At 31.7% G+C, this 21,740-nt stretch carries 19 protein-coding genes and 1 CRISPR repeat array; of the genes, 13 read left to right on the top strand and 6 right to left on the bottom strand.

Going from position 1 to position 21,740, the window contains the following annotated elements; genetic code table 11:
- Positions 1–274: 274 nt before the first annotated feature.
- Together ACREVU_RS19025 and ACREVU_RS19020 are read right to left on the bottom strand one after the other, a co-directional pair.
- Positions 275–1,075: a site-specific integrase gene (locus ACREVU_RS19025; protein ID WP_431553171.1), complete on the bottom strand. Its 801-nt coding sequence runs from the start codon at positions 1,073–1,075 to the stop codon at positions 275–277.
- A gap of 41 nt (positions 1,076–1,116) precedes the next feature.
- Entirely contained in the window at positions 1,117–1,584 is a 468-nt protein-coding gene (locus ACREVU_RS19020) for a helix-turn-helix domain-containing protein (protein WP_431553170.1), read from the bottom strand.
- A gap of 147 nt (positions 1,585–1,731) precedes the next feature.
- Here ACREVU_RS19020 and ACREVU_RS19015 point away from each other — a divergent pair, with 147 nt between their 5' ends.
- The 4 genes from ACREVU_RS19015 to ACREVU_RS19000 all read left to right on the top strand — a co-directional run bounded on the left by ACREVU_RS19015 (position 1,732) and on the right by ACREVU_RS19000 (position 5,063).
- The gene (locus tag ACREVU_RS19015; RefSeq protein WP_431553169.1) at positions 1,732–1,917 is read left to right on the top strand and encodes a helix-turn-helix transcriptional regulator; all 186 of its coding nucleotides are present in this window, start codon (positions 1,732–1,734) and stop codon (positions 1,915–1,917) included.
- Between the two features lie 15 nt (positions 1,918–1,932).
- Entirely contained in the window at positions 1,933–2,121 is a 189-nt protein-coding gene (locus tag ACREVU_RS19010) for a helix-turn-helix domain-containing protein (protein ID WP_431553168.1), read from the top strand.
- A 156-nt stretch (positions 2,122–2,277) separates the two neighbouring features.
- Positions 2,278–2,739: a hypothetical protein gene (locus tag ACREVU_RS19005; RefSeq protein WP_431553167.1), complete on the top strand. Its 462-nt coding sequence runs from the start codon at positions 2,278–2,280 to the stop codon at positions 2,737–2,739.
- Between the two features lie 182 nt (positions 2,740–2,921).
- Positions 2,922–5,063 (top strand): VapE domain-containing protein, encoded by a 2,142-nt coding sequence (locus ACREVU_RS19000; protein ID WP_431553166.1) that lies wholly within the window; start codon positions 2,922–2,924, stop codon positions 5,061–5,063.
- A 439-nt stretch (positions 5,064–5,502) separates the two neighbouring features.
- Here the strand turns inward: ACREVU_RS19000 and ACREVU_RS18995 are convergent, their stop codons facing one another.
- Complete coding sequence (locus tag ACREVU_RS18995) at positions 5,503–5,703, bottom strand: hypothetical protein (RefSeq protein ID WP_431553165.1); 201 nt, start codon at positions 5,701–5,703, stop codon at positions 5,503–5,505.
- 240 nt (positions 5,704–5,943) lie between these two features.
- Positions 5,944–6,417, bottom strand: coding sequence for a hypothetical protein (locus ACREVU_RS18990; RefSeq protein WP_431553164.1), 474 nt, complete (start codon positions 6,415–6,417; stop codon positions 5,944–5,946).
- Positions 6,418–6,857: 440 nt separating this feature from the next.
- On the opposite strand from ACREVU_RS18990, the gene ACREVU_RS18985 reads away from it, so the two are divergent.
- The 9 genes from ACREVU_RS18985 to cas2 all read left to right on the top strand — a co-directional run bounded on the left by ACREVU_RS18985 (position 6,858) and on the right by cas2 (position 16,024).
- Positions 6,858–7,427 carry a recombinase family protein gene (locus ACREVU_RS18985; protein WP_431553163.1) on the top strand — a complete coding sequence of 190 codons (570 nt, stop codon included), beginning with the start codon at positions 6,858–6,860 and terminating at the stop codon, positions 7,425–7,427.
- A 105-nt stretch (positions 7,428–7,532) separates the two neighbouring features.
- A complete protein-coding gene (locus ACREVU_RS18980) occupies positions 7,533–8,177 on the top strand; it encodes a hypothetical protein (RefSeq protein ID WP_431553162.1) in 645 nt (214 codons plus the stop codon).
- 409 nt (positions 8,178–8,586) lie between these two features.
- Complete coding sequence (gene cas3 / locus ACREVU_RS18975; RefSeq protein WP_431553161.1) at positions 8,587–10,737, top strand: CRISPR-associated helicase Cas3'; 2,151 nt, start codon at positions 8,587–8,589, stop codon at positions 10,735–10,737.
- A gap of 33 nt (positions 10,738–10,770) precedes the next feature.
- Positions 10,771–11,430 (top strand): type I-C CRISPR-associated protein Cas5c, encoded by a 660-nt coding sequence (gene cas5c, locus ACREVU_RS18970; protein WP_431553160.1) that lies wholly within the window; start codon positions 10,771–10,773, stop codon positions 11,428–11,430.
- Positions 11,427–13,148 (top strand): type I-C CRISPR-associated protein Cas8c/Csd1, encoded by a 1,722-nt coding sequence (gene cas8c, locus ACREVU_RS18965; protein ID WP_431553159.1) that lies wholly within the window; start codon positions 11,427–11,429, stop codon positions 13,146–13,148. Before cas5c ends, cas8c begins: the two co-directional genes overlap by 4 nt.
- A gap of 11 nt (positions 13,149–13,159) precedes the next feature.
- Positions 13,160–14,017 carry a type I-C CRISPR-associated protein Cas7/Csd2 gene (cas7c, locus tag ACREVU_RS18960; RefSeq protein WP_431553173.1) on the top strand — a complete coding sequence of 286 codons (858 nt, stop codon included), beginning with the start codon at positions 13,160–13,162 and terminating at the stop codon, positions 14,015–14,017.
- On the top strand, positions 14,014–14,688 hold the full coding sequence (cas4, locus tag ACREVU_RS18955; protein ID WP_431553158.1) for a CRISPR-associated protein Cas4: 675 nt from the start codon (positions 14,014–14,016) through the stop codon (positions 14,686–14,688). The genes cas7c and cas4 overlap by 4 nt, the downstream gene beginning before the upstream one ends.
- Positions 14,685–15,716, top strand: coding sequence for a type I-C CRISPR-associated endonuclease Cas1c (cas1c, locus tag ACREVU_RS18950; protein ID WP_431553157.1), 1,032 nt, complete (start codon positions 14,685–14,687; stop codon positions 15,714–15,716). Before cas4 ends, cas1c begins: the two co-directional genes overlap by 4 nt.
- Before the next feature lie 14 nt (positions 15,717–15,730).
- Positions 15,731–16,024: a CRISPR-associated endonuclease Cas2 gene (gene cas2 / locus ACREVU_RS18945; RefSeq protein WP_431553156.1), complete on the top strand. Its 294-nt coding sequence runs from the start codon at positions 15,731–15,733 to the stop codon at positions 16,022–16,024.
- 188 nt (positions 16,025–16,212) lie between these two features.
- A CRISPR array of direct repeats spans positions 16,213–19,519; the repeat unit is 32 nt; unit sequence GTCGCATCCTTCACGGGTGCGTGGATTGAAAT.
- Positions 19,520–19,620: 101 nt separating this feature from the next.
- Here the strand turns inward: cas2 and tnpC are convergent.
- Entirely contained in the window at positions 19,621–21,246 is a 1,626-nt protein-coding gene (gene tnpC / locus ACREVU_RS18940; RefSeq protein ID WP_431553155.1) for an IS66 family transposase, read from the bottom strand.
- Between the two features lie 151 nt (positions 21,247–21,397).
- Positions 21,398–21,736 carry an IS66 family insertion sequence element accessory protein TnpB gene (gene tnpB, locus ACREVU_RS18935; protein ID WP_431553154.1) on the bottom strand — a complete coding sequence of 113 codons (339 nt, stop codon included), beginning with the start codon at positions 21,734–21,736 and terminating at the stop codon, positions 21,398–21,400.
- Positions 21,737–21,740 lie beyond the last annotated feature (4 nt).

The raw sequence follows: 21,740 nt of genomic DNA, 5'->3' as shown, positions 1-21,740 counted from the left end.
TCCTCCTATTTCATTTGATAATAAAAGTATTTACCATAAGAAAAAAATCCAAACCTTTTTTCTACGAAACAACTGAAATATCAGCTTTTCATCAAAAAGGTTTGGATTTTATATAGGTTTGGATAACTTAAATCGTGAAATTTCATGTCTTGTAAGTCCATTTCATTTAGTATTTTTTTGAATTTTTTCAACACATTTGAACTATCTAAATAATTTCCAAACATATTACAAAACACAAGATCATTATCTTGATATAAATTGCCCATCTTAAGTTTTAAAGCCTTTTGAGATAGCTTATTACAATTCTAATACTCTTCTTTGTTTTTGGGGTTTGTACTATGCCTTCATATTCCCCAGTGTCTATATTTTTTATGACTTTATATGATTTATTAACACTTATAGAAGCATCATCTAAATCAATGTCTTTCCAAGTAAGAGCAAATAATTCTCCTTGTCTTAATCCAGTATCAATTGCTGCGATAAATAATACTTCAAGGTCATGTCCTTTTATAACTTCAATAAAATTTATTTGTTGTTCTAAAGTAAAAGGTTTTACATCACTGGCTTTACTTAGCTTTTTCTCTTCGCTCTCTTTAGGGATTATGATTGCTCTGGAGAAGTCTTTTATGATTCTATTATTATCATATGCATACCGAATGCATGGCGCTATGAGCTTATGAAGCATGCTTATAGCGGCCTTGCTTTTGCCAATTGATATTAACTCTTTATAAAAGATCTGTATATCAGAGGGGCTTAAATCCTTTAATTTTATTGTGTAAATAGAACTATCATCTATATAGGTTCTATAGATACTATCATATCTTTGTTTAGTAGATGGCTTTTTGTCTATTAAATGAGTATCGTACAACCAATCCTTAAAAAATACACCCAGATATTCTTTATTATTAGAAATACCGTGATCAAGTTCATTTACTACAGCTTTTATTTTAGCATCAAGTTCTTTAACAGTTGCAGCATACATGTCCTTAGGTTTTTTTAAATTCTTATGTCTTAATCTATAGAAATAATATTCTTTATCATTTTTTACTTTTTTCTTATATATGGTTTTAGACATCTGATCACCCCTATTAACTGCTAGAATCTATAAGCAAGTAGTTATTTTTTTTCATTCAACTCTTCTGTCACAGAATTACGAGCATTAGTATTTTTAGTTGCTAAAACAGAAAGAGTGCTTCTTATTGTGTTTTTGACAGCAAATATCAATAAGGTAAGATCACCATCAACTAAGTTAGCTCCAGTTAAACCATCATGGATGCACATAGATTTAATAATTTTCTTCATTAAATCTTCATCAAATGTCAAAAGTCTTTCTAGTCCAAGGCCATTTTCTGAAGTATAAAGTAATAGGTTTGAATCTTCAATAAGGTTAAGAATATTTACTCCAAGAATAGCTGCAATTTTATCAAGTGTTTCAGCACTTGGTTCCCTTGTATTATTTTCGTAATTCGCATAAGTGGATCGTGGAACGTTTAATTTGGTAGCCATTTGTTCTTGTGTTAAATTTAATAGTTTTCTATTTTTTTTTATAGTATTGCCAACTTTTATTATTTCGTTTAAGCCCAATAAAAACACCTCCTTAACATAATAATAATCTTAATTCTTCAATATTGCAACAAATATTTGAAAAACGGTTGACATCTTCTTTATTGAAGAATATAATGAATTAAGACAACAAATTCTTCAATAATGAAGAGGAAATGGGGTGAAAATATGTCATATAAATTAAAAGCTAAAAGAGTGGAGATGGGCATAAAGCAAGGAGACTTAGCAAAACAATTACAAATCACTCCACAATATTTATGCAAAATTGAAAAGGGAGAGATTTCACCGAGGCTAGACTTAATGAAAAAAATATCAGAAATTTTAGAAACATCGGTACAAGAATTATTCTTTTAGGAGGGTTAAAAAATTATGGAAAAAGTTAAAACAATATTAATAAATCCAACAGAGGCAATGGAATTGTTAGGGATTGGAAGAAACATGATGTACTGTGATTTGTTGCAAAGAAAAGATTTCCCAGTTTTTAAAGTAAAAAATAAATACTTTATAAGTCGTGAATTACTACAAGAATGGGCAAAAAAACAATGCTTAAAGAAATAGTTCGGAGCGGATTAGTGATTGAAATTTATAAAAGTATGTTTTAAGTAAAGAGAAATATAGAATAGCTCAGTATCACATGAAAATATACGGTGCAAATACAATTGAGGGATTGATTTGAACGATGAGAAATACGTGGTAATAGTAAGAAGGTGAATAATGTTTTTTAATAGCTTTAATGAAGAGACAAGAAGAATTTTCAATAATGATATAGAAAAATTTTTAGTTTATGCTTGGATAATATTTAATACTAACTACCAAGTAGAGGAGTATAAAGGATTAAAACAATATGAATGTAAGTTTTCCTATTTAATTGTAGAAAAATTTAAAGATAAGGATTTTAACATTAACCAGCTAAACTTGGCCATTAAGAAGTTACCACAAGATCATCATAAAGAATTGGAGCAGATAAAAAACGAAAATGAATTAAAGGTTAAATTAGAAGTAGCAGAAGTAAAAGAGGATTTGAATAATAAATTAAACCAGCAACAACTAAAATATAATAATGAAATAGAAAAATATCAAAATAAATACAAATTGTTATTAGAAGAGATTGAAAATAAAAGTATAAAATATAAAGTTATTAAAAAGGGTAGTGAAATAATTAAAAATAATAAATAGTATATAAAGCGCATTCATTATATGTGTGAGTTTCATTAAAGGTTCCTTAATTAAATTTCATTTAAATTTCATTTAAATTTCATTTAAATTTAATTAAAATTTAACTAAGATATATATAAGGTTAGTTAGCTAATCAAGAAAAAGACAGAAAAATTATCACAATTCACAAAGGAGTAAGAGTGATGGAGAATTTAGCAGAAAAATTCAAAAGGGAAAATAATATAATAGATGTCATTTCCAAAACAGTAAAATTAAAAAAAGTAGGAAAAGAATATTTTGGATTATGTCCTTTTCACAGTGAAAAGACACCATCATTTAGTGTTTCTATAGAAAAGCAAATATACAATTGCTTTGGTTGTGACGAAAGTGGTGATGTTATAGATTTTATAATGAAGATAGAAAATAAAACTTTTGAGGAAGTTGTAGGGGTTCACTCAAAAACAAAAGAATTTATACTTAATTATCTAATGAATAAAGAAAAATATACAACTAAGAATGATAAGCGATACGAATACAATGCACATTATATTTACACAACAAGTATTAATAATGTTATGTCATTAAAAATTAAATATAAAAATAGTGAATCAGGTGATAAAACTTTCAAACAATTAATATTTGATTTTAGATGTAGCAAACCAGTAGTCACCTTTGAAAGCAAATTCAATGAAGAAATATTTATTAGTATATATGCAGACATCAAGGTCAAGAGAAGTATTGAAAACAATAGGTATATTTTCATAGTTGAAGGTGAAAAAGATGCAGATACACTTAATAGTATGGGATATACTGCAACTACATTTCCAAAGGCAAACAATGTAAACAAAATCAATTTAAATCAATTAGAGAATGCAAATATTATTTTATTGGGCGATACAGGAAAAGTAGGAGAAAAGAAAAAATTATATTCAAAAAATATATTGTTAAAAGCAAATATTAAATCTTTAAGAGTTCCAGTGTTAAAGGGCTTAAATCAATTAGGAGATAATAAGGATATTTCTGATTGGATAAAAGGTGGAAAGATAAAGAAAGACATTGAAAATTGTATAAATGATAGTTGGGACATAAAGAAAAACCCTAAATTTAAAATATTGGGTATTGCACATAAAGGAACTGATAAGGAAAAGGAATATCCACTAAAAGTATGGGAAAATCTATATTCATTATTGGTGAGCCAAAGTATAACAGTTCGTTACAATGAATTAAGTCGAGAGATAGAAATTCAAGGAGCAGAATTAGATAAAGATGATATTGATAGTGTAATAACAAAAGTAAGAACATTATGCTGCATAAATAATTTTACTTTATTTAAAAATGATGTTTGGGACTTCATAAAAACGATGTCACGTCAAAATAAATTTAACCCAGTATTGGAGTATCTAAAAGTAAGTGCTAATGTGTGGGATGGCAGAAGCAGAATACAGGAGTTATGTGACACCATACAAGGTGCTGGAAATAAAAAAAACAATGATTCATTGATAACTAAATGGCTTTTAAATGCAATCCATACAATAAGCAATTATGGATTAAATAACCAGGAAGGTATTTTAGTATTGCAAGGAGAGCAAGGAATAGGTAAGACAAGATGGATAAGATCAATAGTTCCAAACGCGGATTGGGTAAAGACAGGTTCAAAGGTCGACCCAAGCGACAAGGACAGTGTAGCGAAAGTAACAAAATATTGGATAACTGAATTAGGAGAAATGGATGCGACTTTAAAAAAAGATCAAGCAGAATTAAAACAATTTTTTACGGAGCCAGTAGATGAATACAGAGAACCATACTCAATAACTTCAAAAAAGTTTCCACGTTTAACTTGTTTTTTTGCAACTGTAAATGATGAAGAATTCTTGAGAGATACCACAGGAAACAGACGGTATTGGGTAATAAGTGCAAATAAAATTAATGTTGATCACAATATAAATTTAACCCAATTATGGGGAGAAATATATTTGCTTTATAAATCTAATACTATTAATTATTATTTAGATGAAACAGAGTTAAATGTAGTTAATAGTAATAATGAATTGTTTGAAGTTAAAACAGCTATAGAAATTAAGCTTCAAGATTTATTTAAATGGGATATCAATGATCCATACTATTGGGAAAAAATAAGCTGTACAGAAATAGGAAACATATTAAATGGTAATGAGTCAGTAGTGATAATAGGTAAAGCTATTAAAAAAATGATGAAGACAAACAGCAATATAAAATTTGACAGTAACGGACGGAAATATTTATTGCCTCCAAGCATTTATAACACGGCAAAAATAAGAGCATATCTACAATCGGAAAGAAACAATAGGATAAGAAGTGTAAAGTGATAATACAAATACAGGCTTATTTTTAGAAAAAAGTGTATTAATAATACTGCCAAGAATACGGTAAGTGCTACTAACTGTATTACTATAAAGCTAGTAGTATAAGTACATCAAAGGCAATTAATACGGTTAATACACTTTTATTATATAGGAATATATAAGATTATTTATTAAAAAAGTCTATAAATAGTGCATGCCTAGATATAACAATTTATTTAAAGTTTAGTTGCTTTTATCTGTAGTACCGTATTAATTCTCTTAAAGAGTTGGTATAGCTAAATTCAAAGCAAAGTATTAGAGTGTATTAATAAGTGTTTACTACAGATAGGTGTACTATGGCAATGCTAAAGTTTTATAATTTAAATATGTCATAGTCAAACAGGGTATTTGCATAATGTAAGTATGGTTCCGATGTTTTTAACTGGTACAAATAATATCTGGTTTATGACCATGATTTAACACAAAAGGCAGAGCTAAAAACAGAAATGGAGAAATTTTCAGTAACAATTGAATAGGGGGAAGCAGCACTCACATTGTCTCTATACTTTATGAATTTTACTACAGGCACTATAATTTTTTCCTTATCATTTACTGATATATATCTTGTCTTTCCATCTTCTTTTATAATTGTTTCTACTTTCATAACACCACCTCTTATCCATTCTTTATTTACTATCAGTACTATATAATTTAAATATAGTTATCTAGTATTTAATGATATTAGGATGTTGTGCATTATAATAGCTTTATATACTATTAATACTGTTATTTTTGCAGGTATAGTTAGTATTTGAAGTACGACGTAAAAATACCGTAACATTCATTTTAAGAATAATACGGTATTTTAGGAATCGTTTAATTTATACAATTAAATTAGCATGCACTATGTAATTATATCCGTCATATAATTTTTTATAACATGATTTGCCATCCATTCAAAAGTCGAAGCTCCAATTAACATAAAAATGCGCCAGTCACTCTCACCTTGTAAATGTTCTAAAACACTTTTACCATCAGAATATATATAGTTCAAATCTGATTTTGTAAAATCATAATCAAGGTTGTGAGCATATTTATTTCTAAGTGTATTAAGTTTCTTAATATTAAGATATAGTTGCTCTGGTATTAACCCCATATTATAAACAAGCATGAGTTTAGTAGAAAAAACAAAATTTTTATCAAGAATTTCTTTTGGTTTTGGTGAGCAAAGTTCTATACACTTATTTATCCAGAATTCAGTATATAAGTGTATAGTTAACACTAAAACAATTGGTTCTCTAACCGAAGATAATTTCTGAAAATATTTGTGAAGATTTTCTTGTATAAATTTTTCATTATCAATGCTTCTTCCCGCCATATAGTTTTCCCCTCTTTCCAGGATATCTAGTGTAACGCATGATACACTAATTAATTCTAGCATATATTATACTTTTTCACGATAATCTTGACAAAAAAATTCTAATTCATACTACCGTATTAATAAATTTTAAAGACCATTGTTTGTACTTTCAATTGTTATGTCGTCTAATAATCAAACTATGTCATAAAAGTAAGCACTATTTCCATTAAAACAAGGTAACTATAGTTGTATAAATTAAACTAGCTTTTGAATTAATATGATTTGCGGGATAAGGTGTTTGTTTAGAGCATAGTCTAAACAGTCCATTACGAAATACTGTAAATGTATTTATATAGGATTGTTTTTATAATTAATAAACAACTATTTACATTAGTCATTGATTTTAAATAAACACATATTATAAAATATATGAATGAAGTCAGGGGGAGTTGTTATATATGAATATATCTTATGTAAGAGTATCTACTGTAGATCAGAATGAAGCGAGACAAGTTGAGGGATTAAAGAAATATAATATTGATAAGTGGTTTATAGAGAAGGTAAGTGCTAAGGATATCAATAGACCTAAATTAAAAGAGATAGTAGAGTTCGCAAGAGAAAGCGATACAATATATATACATAGTCTTGATAGACTAGCGCGTAGCACCAAAGGCTTATTAGAAATAGTAGAGCAGTTACAGGCAAAAGGGATACATCTAGTAAGCAGTAAAGAGAATATAGACACTAATACTGCTACAGGGAAGTTAATGTTAACTATGATAGGGGCAATTAATACTTTTGAACGTGAGAATATGTTAGAACGTCAAAGAGAGGGCATAGCAATAGCAAAGAACAATGGAGTATATAAGGGTAGAAAGGTTATACAGTACCCGGTGAATTGGAACGAAGTGTATAGTAAGTACAAGATAAGAGAACTAACAGGAACTAAATCTATGCATATGTTAGGTCTTAAAAGAAATACATTTTATAAATTGGTTAAAGAGTATGAAGCATCAGAGGGTAAATAACTACCTTCTTTTTTTATTTTTAAAGGAATTATTAAATTTATATAGAACATAATTAAAGTAAACAAAAGTAGTTTAAAAGTAAACTTGAAAAATGAGGGATAGGAAATGGGTATAACAAAAAAAGTAGATTTAACAATTGAAGAATTAAAAGACATAGCTTTGGCCATAAATAAAAATACAGTTGCTAATAAAAATATAATTAAAGAAGATAAAATTTCATCAGATAAGTTCATAAAACAGTTTGGAATAAATAGAAAAGACTTTTCAGAAACAATTAAAGATACCTGTATAAAATATAATAAATCAAAAGTTCTTTATACTACTGATAATAGTCAAATGAGTTTTTTTAATACTGAAGTATACAAAAGTAGTGATAAAGTAAACTTACCCAAGCCATTGGTAAAACAAGAGGTACACAAAGAAACTACCGTAAGTAGTTCAAAGGAAATTCAAAGTATACCAAAGGATACTTTACAACTACCTCAGGAATTTAGTGAACTTTTGGCATTAACAGGAGAGTTAAAAGAAATGGTAGACTTGTATAAGAAACAAACTAACACTAATATAATAGACATTCCAGACATTAATATAAACAATTCTAAATTAGATGGGGAAATAATCACCAGGAGCTTTAAAATGTATAAAGAAATAGCAGATGAATTTTCTAAATTTGCGGAGGACAGAAAGGAAAAACAAAAGGATCTTATTTCTTTAGCAATATTAGAATTTATAGATAAATATAAAAGATAATCAAAAAATGGCAAATAGAATAGTAAACGTTTACTTATAAAGACGATATTTACATTCATTGTGATTGGGATTTTATGCAGCAAGTTAAAGGCAATTAAAACTGTAACAGAATACATTTGTTTTTGACTACACTTTAATGAGAGAACGTAGTTGTTGTAGTTTTTGAGTGTAAAGAAGGATGTTTAAGTATATAAAGTACGTTAGTATAATGTTATATTCAAATTTTATTTTTAGTTCGACAAAGTATACAGAGGAGCTTAATGGAACTATTTTTTATAGAAAAATGTAGGCATTTACAAGAAGTTTCAATATTATAAGTTAGTTTTAAATTAACTAGATTAAAGGAATTTGTATGTAAATGTAGAATATTAGAATTAATAATAAATATTGTAAGAAAGGAGACGAAATTTTGTACTATGCGCATTCAAATGAAGAAGGGCAATATCAAACGGTTGAGGAGCATCTAAAAAATGTGGGTGAATTATCAGCAATGTTTTCTAAAGAATTTGGTGCAGAACATTTGGGGTTTATTTGTGGAATATTACATGACGTTGGTAAAAATAGCATTGAGTTTCAAAACAGGCTATTAAAAGGTGGGGAAAAAGTAGATCATTCAACAGCCGGTGCACTTGTAGTAGAAAAATTGCTTGGTAAAACTTTTAAAATACTGTTAGGTTATGTTATATCTGGTCATCATTCAGGTTTGATGGATTACGGTTCTGAAGAAGGTGGACTAATGCTTAGATTTAAGAAAAAGATACCAAATTATGAATATGATGAAAAGAAAATAAAAATAGATAAATCAAAAATAATGAAAGAAATACCAAAGAATAAATTTGGAAATGGTGGTTTTACGGTAGGATTTTTTATAAGAATGCTATATTCTTCTTTGGTTGATGCGGACTTTTTAGATACAGAAGATTTTATTCAGATTGATAAAGACAATATCAGAGGTGGTTATGAAAGTTTTTCTGATTTAACTGAAAAATTTGATATATATATGGAAGATAAGAGTAAAAAAGTTGTTAAAAGTATATTAAATGGTTATCGTCAACAAATCTTTAATGATTGTGTAAAAGCCGCAGAGCAAAAGACAAATTTATTTAGTCTCACAGTACCTACAGGTGGGGGTAAAACATTGGCTTCGATGGCATTTGCACTTAAACATTTAAAGTACAATAACATGAAAAAAATTATATGTGTAATTCCATATACTAGTATTATTGAACAAAATGCGAAGGTGTATAAAAATATTTTTGGCGAAAAAAGTGTATTAGAGCATCATAGTAATTTTGATTTTAGCATAAATGGAAATGGAGTTAAAGAAGAGGCTTATAGTATGCAGAAACTAAAGTATGCATCTGAAAATTGGGATATTCCAATAATAGTAACTACCAATGTCCAATTTTTCGAGTCTCTTTTTGCAAACAAAAGTTCCAGGTGTAGAAAGCTTCATAATATATCAAATAGTATTGTTATTATTGACGAGGCACAGATGATACCAATTAAGTTTTTAAAGCCTTCACTAGCTGCTATTAATGAGCTTGTTAATAATTATAATACAAGTGTAGTTTTGACTACTGCTACTAAACCTGATTTTCCAGAAAACTTGTTATCTCAAGAGCCCATAGAAATAATAAATAACCCTGAAACATTATATAAAGCACTAAATCGAGTTGAGGTTGAGTTTATTGAACAATTAAGTGATGAAAAACTGGCTTCAAATATCAATGAATTAAATCAGGTATTAGTCATCGTTAATACTAGAAATCATGCACAAAAGCTATATGAGCATTTACCGAAGAAAAATTTATTTCACTTAAGTGCAAAAATGTGCTCTAAGCATAGAACCGAGATATTAGAGGAAATAAGAGTTAAATTAAAAAATCATGAGTCTTGTAAAGTTATTTCAACTCAATTAATTGAATGTGGAGTGGATATTAGTTTTCCAGTAGTTTATAGAAGTCTTACAGGAATTGATTCCATAGCTCAAGCTGCAGGGAGATGTAACAGAGAAGGGGAACTAGATAAAGGTAAAGTTTATGTTTTTAATTCTACAGAAGACTATGGTAAAGCTATTATGTTTCAAAGTAGAACAGCAGAGTGCGGAAGGCAGGTATTAAAGAATTTTGAGGACCCATTATCATTAGATGCTATATCAGAATATTTTAATCTATTGTATGATGTGGAAAAAGATAGACTTGATGTGAAAAATATTATGGAAAATTTCGAAGAAGGGGCTAAAGACCTAGTATTTAATTTTAATAAAACGGCAAAAGATTATAAGTTAATAAATGAAACAGAGAGTTTAATAATACCTTTTGATAAAGCTGCTGATGATATTATAGAGGCTCTAAAATACACCCAGTACCCAAATAGTCAGGTAAGAAAATTACAGCCATATACTATTAGTATTCATGAGATACAATTAAAAAAGTTAATTGATGAAGGTGTTATAACTATAATATCTGGACGGTTTTATGTGCTTTCTTGTAAGGAAGGATTTTATGATAAAAACACAGGATTAGTATTAGGAAATAAAGAAATGTTAATAATCTAGAAAAAATCAAGTTGTTAGGAGGAGATTTTAGTTATGGCTTATGGCATTAAATTAAAGATATGGGGAGATTATGCTTGTTTTACTAGACCGGAAATGAAGGTCGAGAGAGTAAGTTATGATGTTATAACACCATCGGCTGCAAGAGGAATAATAGAAGCCATTTATTGGAAACCTGCCATTCGATGGATAATAGATAAAATTACTGTAATAAAACCTATAAAATTTGAAAACATTAGACGAAATGAACTACTTGGGAAAATATCAATGAGTACTGTAAAAAGAGCCTATATGGGAAATAAGGAAGTTAAACTTTATCAGAGTACAGATGATATAGTTCAAAGAGCTTCTCTTGTATTAAGGGATGTTTGTTATTATATCGAAGCTCACTTTGAATTAACAGATAAAGCTGGAGAAACGGATACTAAGGAAAAACATTATAATATTGGATTAAGAAGGGCAACAAAAGGTCAATGCTTTCATAGACCATATTTTGGGTGTAGAGAATTCCCAGTAAATTTTGAATTGGCTCAGGGTGAAGATCTAAGTAGTTTTTACGTAAATTCAGAAAAAGATTTAGGTTTTATGCTATGGGATATTGATTTTAAGAATGAGATGTCACCATTATTTTTCAGGCCAACCATGAAAGATGGAGTTTTAGATATTCCAGACCTGCAGGGAGGGGAAAAATTGTGATCTTACAAGACTTATGTAAATATTATGATATTTTATCCGAAGAGCGAGTAGCTGATTTGCCAAGAGAAGGGTACTCAATGGGTAAAATTTCTTTTGTGTTGATATTATCTAAAAGTGGAGAGCTTAATGGGGTTATGGATCTAAGGGAAATGCAAGGTAAAAAAATATTTCCTAAGCAAATGCTTATACCTGAACAAAGTGGACGCGCTGGGAAAAATGCTCCTTCATATTTTTTATCAGATAATGTTAAATACGCATTAGGAATAGGAGATGATGAGAATTTTTCTGCTTTTAATAGATTTAAAGAATTGCATATTAGGTTATTAAGAGATGATAACCCATTTATAAAATTTTTAAATGATTGGAATCCAGCTAAAGCGTATGATAATGCTAAAATCCAAAAATATAAGGATGAATTTGCTAAAAACCCTAATGTTATATTTAAAATTGAAGGGCAAACTGGATATCTTCATGATAATGACGGGATTTTTAATCAGTGGTATAAAAATTCAGATGACAATGAGGATGATATAAAAATGCAATGCTTAGTTACAGGAAAGTATGAAACTATAGCTAAAATTCACACGCCAATTAAAGGCATAAGAAATTCTCAAGCTGCAGGTGCTAGTATAGTATCATTTAATGATAAAAGTTTTTTGTCCTATGGCAAAGAATCAAGTTACAATGCTCCAATCGGAAAAGAATCAATGTTTAAATATACTACCGTACTAAAATACATGTTAAACAATAAAAAATACCATCTTTATGCAGGGGATGCAACAGTAGTATTTTGGGCAGAGAAAACTGGAATATATGAAGATTTAATGGCAGAATTATTTAATCCAAGTGAAGGTAAAGCTGATGAAGTAACCAATGAAAAAGATACGAAAACTAGAGACTTGGCTAAAGATATTATAGAAAAATATTCTATTGGTTTGAATCTTAGACAAGAAAAATACGATTTAGATCCTAGTACCAATGTTCATATTCTTGGGATTTCGCCTAATAATGCACGTTTATCTATAGCCTATTATGAAGTAAACACTTTCGAATATTTTATAAAAAGATTAGCTAATCATTATAATAACTTAAAAATAGTAGGCAATGAAAAGGCAATTCCCTTATGGATTATTTTAAATGAAACGTTGTCTAAAACTTCAACTGCAAAGAAGGTTTCACCAGTATTAAGTAAAGGTCTAATGAACTCAATATTTAGTGGAGATTTATATCCGGCATCTTTATATAATGCCATGATATCGAGGATTAGAGCAGATAGAGATATAAATTATAAAAGGGTTGCCATAATTAAGGCATGTTTGATGAGAAAATACAAACTATCTAAAATAGAGGAGGAGATATCAGTGAGTTTAAATGAAAATAGCTCAAGTGTACCATATCAACTAGGTAGATTATTTGCAGTTTTAGAAAAGGCACAAAAAGAGGCATTGGGAATTACAACTATAAAAGATAGATATTTTACAAGCGCGTCTGCAACACCGGCTTCTGTTTTTCCGGTTATGATGAAATTATCACTACATCACACTACAAAGGCAGAATATGGGGCTAACCTTGAAAACCAAAAGGGACAAATTTTAGACAAGGTGAATGAATTTCCTAAACACCTTTCATTGAATGAACAAGGTGAATTTATAATAGGATATTATCATCAAAATCAAGCATTTTATGTTAAAAAGGATAAAAAAGGAGAGGTTAAATAATGAGTGAAGTAATGAGTGAAGTAATAAATAAGAGGTATGAATTTGTTTTACTATTTGATGTAGAAAATGGTAATCCTAATGGAGACCCAGATGCTGGGAATATGCCAAGAATTGATCCTGAAACTGGACAAGGAATTGTTACTGATGTGTGTATAAAGCGTAAGATAAGAAACTATGTTGAAATTGCAAAAGAGGACATTCCTGGATACGATATTTATGTTAAGAAGGGTGAAGCTTTAAATTCTCAACATAAAAAAGCATATGATTTTTTAGGTATAAAGACAGATTCTAAAGAGGTAGCAAAAGACAAAGAATTACAAAAGAACTTAACGAAATTTATGTGTGATAACTTTTTTGATGTTAGAACTTTTGGAGCTGTAATGTCTACACAAGTTAATTGTGGAACAGTAAGAGGCCCAGTACAGATTAATTTTTCAAAGAGTATAGACCCTATTTTCCAACAGGAAGTAACTATAACCAGAATGGCTGTAACTAAAGAAGGAGAAGAGAAAAAAACGGAAATGGGAAGAAAACACATCGTTCCTTATGGTCTGTATAGAGCAGAAGGGTATGTCTCAGCTGAACTTGCTCGTAGGGTAACTGGATTTACTGAAGATGATTTGGAATTACTTTGGGAAGCGTTAATTAATATGTTTGAGCATGATCATTCTGCTGCAAGAGGTAAGATGGCAACAAGAAAACTTATTGTTTTTGAGCATGAGACTTCTCTTGGAAATGCACCTTCTCATATTTTGTTTGATAAAGTAAAAGTAAGTAATATAAAAAGCCCTGCTCGTAGTATCCAAGATTATGAAATAGTTATTGATAAGAGCGAAATACCTGGCGTAAATATAATTGAAAAATTATGATGTATGGTGAGGAGGATTTATTATCACTTTCTGGAATTCAGCATTATTATTTTTGTAAGAGACAATGGGCTCTAATTCATATAGAGCAGCAGTGGGCTGAAAATAGAGCTACCATGGAGGGGCAGGTTTTGCATGAAAAAGCTGATGATCCATTTTTAGTTGAGAGTAGAAAAAATATGTTCATCAGTCGTGCTATACCCTTGGTTTCTTATAAACTTGGTTTTTCGGGAATTGCTGATATTGTTGAATTTAAAAGTTCCAAAGTAGGAATTGAAGTCAAAGAAAGAAAAGGTAAATGGATACCTAATATTGTTGAATATAAGCATGGAAAACCTAAAGAGGATGATCGTGATATTGTCCAATTGGTGGCACAGGCATTGTGTATTGAAGAAATGCTAGGTTGTAAGTTAAACTCATCAGACTTGTTTTATAATGTAACTAAAAGAAGAATTAAGGTAGAAATAAATGATGATTTAAGGAATAAAGTAATAGGGATATCAATGGAAATGCATAAAGTTTATGATGGAAAAGTCACTCCTAAAGCAGAGGTTGGGAAGCACTGTAAAAGTTGCTCTTTGGTAGATATTTGTATGCCTAGACTAACGAGTAAAAAAGTTAGCGTTGCAAATTACATTGAAAAATACATTAATAGGGGGAGTGATGAAAATTGAGAAATCTATTGAATACTCTTTATGTTACAAATCCTGAAGCCTATATTTCAAGAGATGGAGAAAATGTTGTTATTAAGGTAAAGAATATTGAAATGCTTAGGCGGCCTATACACATATTAGAAGGCATTGTATGCTTCAATTATGTAGGAATAAGTCCCAAACTTATGAGCTTGTGTGTTGAAAACAATGTCGAGGTTTCTTTTCTTAATGAATTTGGTAAGTTTATGGCTAAGGTAACAGGCAAAGTGAAGGGTAATGTACTTTTGAGAAGGACTCAGTTTAGATATGCAGATGATAAAGAAAAATCCCTTCAAATATCTAAAAATTTTATAATTGGGAAAATAGTAAATTGTAAAAGTGTAATTAGCAGGGCACTTCGGGACCATAGTGACTCTGTTGATATTGAAAATATGAGACATACTTTAGAAAAGCTAACTTCCGCTTTGGGAAATGTTAAAATTGCTTTAAGTAATGACGAATTAAGAGGCATAGAAGGAGAAGCAGCTAGAACATATTTTTCTTCATTTAATAATCTTATATTACAGCAAAAAGAAGATTTTTACTTTGTAGAACGTAACAGGAGACCACCTAAGGATAATATTAATGCTTTACTTTCTTATGCTTATACACTTTTAACATATGAGATGGTGAGTGCTTTAGAAACTGTAGGGCTAGATCCATATGTAGGATTTATGCATGTTGATAGACCAGGCAGAGTGAGTTTAGCACTTGATATGATTGAGGAATTAAGATCTTACATGGCAGACCGATTTGTAATTTCATTAATTAATCGAAGACAAATTTCAGCTAAAGGATTTATTGTAAAAGAAAGCGGTGGTATTATTATGGATAAGGATACTAAAAATATATTTCTAACTGCTTGGCAAAAACGTAAGCAGGAGGAGATAACACATCCTTTTCTAAATGAAAAAATAGAGTTAGGCTTATTACCATATGTACAGGCAATGCTGATGGCTAGGTTTTTAAGGAATGATATTGAGGAATATCCTCCATTTTTTATGAGTTAGGTGGGTGAATAATCTTGATGGTTTTGGTAACTTATGATGTAAATACCGAAAGCGATGGTGGAAAAACAAGGTTAAGAAGAGTAGCAAAAGTATGCGTTAATAATGGTCAGAGGGTTCAAAACTCTGTTTTTGAATGTTTGTTAGATCCAGCGCAATTTGTAGCTCTAAAGAGTTCTTTATTTAAGATAATTGATAAGGATAAAGATAGTTTAAGATTCTATCTTTTAGGGAAAAAATGGGAAAGCAGAGTTGAGCTAATGGGTAAAAATAACACTTACCATCCTATTGATGATGTAATTATTATTTAATATCTGCGAAAGGTAAGCAAACACGAAAACCCGGAAGGTTCGCTGTTAAAAACTGATAAATAATGAGTCGTAATTGAAATTATATTAAATGTCAATTAAAAATGCTAATATTATTAAAAATATTTACTGATTTCTTAATGAATTATGTTAATATTTTAAGTAATATAATTTAAATGTTCTATTATGCGGTCGCATCCTTCACGGGTGCGTGGATTGAAATCTTAAATCAAAGAAATAAAAAAATACCTTAGGCTGTCGCATCCTTCACGGGTGCGTGGATTGAAATTCTATGTTTATTAGTTTGTTTAATAAGCAGAGATAGTCGCATCCTTCACGGGTGCGTGGATTGAAATTGCAAAAAATGTATAAGCATTTGATGGTAAATAAGGTCGCATCCTTCACGGGTGCGTGGATTGAAATGTTAGAATTGCATAGGGTACTGGAGGGATATTAGTGTCGCATCCTTCACGGGTGCGTGGATTGAAATCTCGATAACATTCCAAATATCTAAACCTACTAGTTGTCGCATCCTTCACGGGTGCGTGGATTGAAATCTAAACTCTTCAATAAGGTATATGAATAAATTTATGTCGCATCCTTCACGGGTGCGTGGATTGAAATTAATGTTAATTTACCTACCAACCTAATTATTACCGTCGCATCCTTCACGGGTGCGTGGATTGAAATAGAAGAAATAATAGCAGAACAACAACAAAAAGAAGGTCGCATCCTTCACGGGTGCGTGGATTGAAATTGTCAATACTTTTCTTTTATATTTTACATTTATTTGTCGCATCCTTCACGGGTGCGTGGATTGAAATCGCTGTAGCCTTTGCTTCCATTTTTTCTATATTCGGTCGCATCCTTCACGGGTGCGTGGATTGAAATTAAATTTATGGCAGAAGTTAAAGAAAAAACTGGCGGGTCGCATCCTTCACGGGTGCGTGGATTGAAATATTAAAAACAATTAAAACGATGATGACTTCAGAAGTCGCATCCTTCACGGGTGCGTGGATTGAAATCCAACGAATCAATACCTTCAACAAATATTATATAGTCGCATCCTTCACGGGTGCGTGGATTGAAATGCATATAGTCAAAGATGTTTTTATCCATTGTCTATGTCGCATCCTTCACGGGTGCGTGGATTGAAATACCTTTTGAGCTTTTATTTGTTTTAAATCCTGTTTAGTCGCATCCTTCACGGGTGCGTGGATTGAAATTAAACAATCCAGGTACAGTAACTCCACCTGCCTTGTCGCATCCTTCACGGGTGCGTGGATTGAAATAGCTTTAAAAGTTTTAATGGCAACTATGAATGTTTGTCGCATCCTTCACGGGTGCGTGGATTGAAATCTAAAAGTTTTGAGGCTAGTAAAACTGAAAATATAGTCGCATCCTTCACGGGTGCGTGGATTGAAATACTTAAAGCTTTTGCAATAATTACGTCCATATTTTGTCGCATCCTTCACGGGTGCGTGGATTGAAATTAAATTAAGAAGTTTAAGTGGCAAGACCCCAACTGTCGCATCCTTCACGGGTGCGTGGATTGAAATAACAATTATATGTTTCTTACGCTAGGTTAGGTCTTGTCGCATCCTTCACGGGTGCGTGGATTGAAATAAGATTATTGGACTTTATTATCACTGGATAAAATGTCGCATCCTTCACGGGTGCGTGGATTGAAATCACCTCATCCTGCTAATAAAATCATAAAAGAATCAGTCGCATCCTTCACGGGTGCGTGGATTGAAATCTTATATCATTTATATTCCCACACCATGCTCCATTGTCGCATCCTTCACGGGTGCGTGGATTGAAATCAACTATCTTAGGTATTTTGGCAGGTGCAAATGTAGTCGCATCCTTCACGGGTGCGTGGATTGAAATCCCTTTCAGTAGTCAAGGATCTCTTGACTACTCCTGTCGCATCCTTCACGGGTGCGTGGATTGAAATTCTTATAAATAGCTGTAATAACGCAGAAATGAATAGTCGCATCCTTCACGGGTGCGTGGATTGAAATGCCTTTGGATACGGTTAGTTTCTTCTTTATCAAACGTCGCATCCTTCACGGGTGCGTGGATTGAAATTAATGCTATGCCTCTAATATCTAAGTCAGATCCCTGTCGCATCCTTCACGGGTGCGTGGATTGAAATATTAGAAATATTATCATCAGTTGCTAACATTATAAGTCGCATCCTTCACGGGTGCGTGGATTGAAATAATTGTAACATTTTCAACTAGTCCAATGTAGCGAGTCGCATCCTTCACGGGTGCGTGGATTGAAATAAATGTTATAATGAAACTATAAGGAGTGTGTTATTGTCGCATCCTTCACGGGTGCGTGGATTGAAATTGCTTAAAATTAAGTAAGGGGTGAGGATATGCTAAGTCGCATCCTTCACGGGTGCGTGGATTGAAATGTAAAAAGGATAGTAAATATACAGCGCATATAGAATGTCGCATCCTTCACGGGTGCGTGGATTGAAATACAATATTTTATTAATTCATAGGGTATTTTTAAAGTCGCATCCTTCACGGGTGCGTGGATTGAAATATATAATCACTATAGTACAAATCGAAAAATATTTGTCGCATCCTTCACGGGTGCGTGGATTGAAATAATGATTTATTGCATAAGCTCCAATTATATTAGTGTCGCATCCTTCACGGGTGCGTGGATTGAAATCAATTTTAACCACCGCCTTTTTAGGAAAGGGAAAGTCGCATCCTTCACGGGTGCGTGGATTGAAATCTTCTTTTCAAAAGACCTTGCTTCTTCTTCTGCTTGTCGCATCCTTCACGGGTGCGTGGATTGAAATCTTAATTAGTTTTAGTGCTTCATGCTGTGTATATTGTCGCATCCTTCACGGGTGCGTGGATTGAAATTGTCTTTATTATAGCACAATATATAAAAAACTGTCGTCGCATCCTTCACGGGTGCGTGGATTGAAATGTTAAAATCATCCCAACTCATGAATACACTCCCAAGTCGCATCCTTCACGGGTGCGTGGATTGAAATACAATAAAGGAGTTGATAGAGTGAGATGTATAAAGAGTCGCATCCTTCACGGGTGCGTGGATTGAAATATCTAACATAAATAATACTGGTAGTCCTTTACTGGTCGCATCCTTCACGGGTGCGTGGATTGAAATTTTAAGAATATATCTAAAGAAGAATTACAAATGTGTCGCATCCTTCACGGGTGCGTGGATTGAAATATCCACAATAGGTATATTTGCGGTGCCTGTATTGATTGTCGCATCCTTCACGGGTGCGTGGATTGAAATTAAAAATACAAAAATAGTTACCACTGAAATAAGTAGTCGCATCCTTCACGGGTGCGTGGATTGAAATTTTATAGTCTATTCCACAACATTCAGTAGTTTGTCGTCGCATCCTTCACGGGTGCGTGGATTGAAATCTCAATATCGGTGTAGAAGTAGTCAACATGTCTTTGTCGCATCCTTCACGGGTGCGTGGATTGAAATCAATAGTAAGCGTCAAACCTTACCCACCTTCTAAAATACATATATGCATGAAAAACTAGAAATAAAAACCCCACACCTTCCATTGAAGTGGGGGAATTAATTTATGCTTTTGCACTTTCTAATTTTTCAATCTCTGTTTCAGCTGGCGCTTTACAAATTTCCGGTATAGTTGCTGACCAAGGAAGTAACTTATCCAATGAATTCACGTCAGTTATATCAGTATTAGGCAGTTGCTCAAAGAGGTAAGTTAAATATTCATAAGGTTTTAAATCATTTTCTTCTGCTGTTTCGATGATACTATAAATTATGGCACTAGCCCTAGCTCCGCGTTGAGAATTACTGAACAACCAATTTTTTCTTCCGATTACAAATGGTTTTATTGATCGTTCGGCTCTATTATTAGTTAGCTCTAGTCTTCCATCCAGGAGAAATGCTTCTAGATTAGTCCATTGATTTCTACAATAAGTAATGGCCTTTCCAAGCGAACTTTTGGGTAGTACTCTCTTGCTTTGTATATTAAGCCATGACGAAAAAGCCTCCAAAAGAGGTTTGCTTTTTTCTAAACGAGCCTCAAAACGTTCTTCACCCGTTAGAGCTGATGTGGCATGCTCTATAGAGAAAAGCTGATTACAGAAGTTCAATCCCTTTGTAGCTTCCAGTGCTGCTTTGCTTTTTTTATCTGGTACTGCTTTTAGAGTATCTGTAAAGTATCTTCGGGCGTGAGCCCAGCATCCAATTAGTTTGACATTAGGTATCCCATGATACCCTGCATAGCCGTCCACATGGAGATATCCTTTAAAATTTTCTAAAAACTTACGTGGATATTTACCGGCCCTTGTGGTTTGATACTCATATAAGACAATTTGAGTCTCATTATCAACTCCGGTACGATATAACCACATGTAAGAATCAGATTGCGCGGATCGCCCTGGCTCATTTAATACCTGCAATCTAGTTTCATCTGCATGAAGAATATCATTCTTTAGTAAATTAACATGCAAACGATCATACACAACCTTAAGCCAATTATTACTTCCATGCATCATCCAGTTAGCCATGTTTTGCCTAGATATTTCTATATCCAAACGACCAAACATCTTCTCTTGACGATATAAAGGCATAGCATTTACATATTTTTGAACCATTATGTATGCCATTAGTGAAGGTGATACTAGGCTTCCTGGTAATATTGATTTTGGCATTGGAGCAGTAATTACAGGGGTATTTATTTCGTTTTGTTCGCAATTACGGCAGCTGTAAACATATTTAATATGTTTTACAACTACTACTTTGGCAGGAATTATTTTAAGCTCTTGTCTTATTTCCGTGGTCATCTCATGTAGAATATTACCACATTGATCACATATGCGTTCCTCATCAGTAAGACGGTACTCTATAACTTCAACTGGAAGTTTTTTTAGGTCAGCGTCTCGTTTCCCAGCTTGTTTTTTGCGCTTATAGGTGATTTCTTCTACAGTAGGTTCAGGAATTTTTGAATCAGCTTCTTTTTCAGCTTCATCAAATAAAAAATTAAGCTGATCCATATCTGTTTTTTCACTAGAGGTTCCAAAACGTTTCTGTTGGCTTAATCGAAACTGTTCTTCATACCAATTAAGCTTAGCAGTTAGTTCCTCAATCTGAAACTCTTGCTTAAAGCACCGATTTTTCAGGTCATTTAATGTATATTCAGTTTCAGTATTTGCAGGAGAATTTTTAGAAATTTCCATTCATTATCACCCATATTTCATTTGATTTCTTTCTTATATTATAACATATTTCACACCTAAAAGAAAGAAAAATATGCTCTGAAGCACTGGTTCTAAAGGCTTTTAAGCATGCTGCTAATATGGATTTTTGTTTTATATTTATCACTTTTTATCAAATGATTATTCGCTCTGTTACTGGTTTATGTGCTTGCTTTTGTTCTAATGTTAAGCCATCTAATAACCACCTAAGTTGCCTTTGACTTATATTTAATGTTTCACCTTCTTTATTAGAAGGCCATTTAAATTTTCCTTTTTCTAGACGCTTGTAGTGAAGCCAGAATCCATCATTTTCCCATTCTAATATTTTTAGCTTGTCTTTGTTTCTATTAGAAAAAACAAAAAGGAATCTGGAGAAAGGATCTAGATTAAAGCTTTCCTGAACTATAATTGCTAAGCCATCAATATTTTTACGGAAATCAGTAGCACCACAAGCAAGATAAACGTTATCCACTATA

The sequence above is a fragment of the Clostridium sp. genome (genome assembly GCF_050717535.1).
Lineage (GTDB): Bacteria > Bacillota > Clostridia > Clostridiales > Clostridiaceae > Clostridium_AD.
Note: the sequence above shows the minus strand (reverse complement) of the source record. Positions and strands in the feature narration are given on the sequence as shown.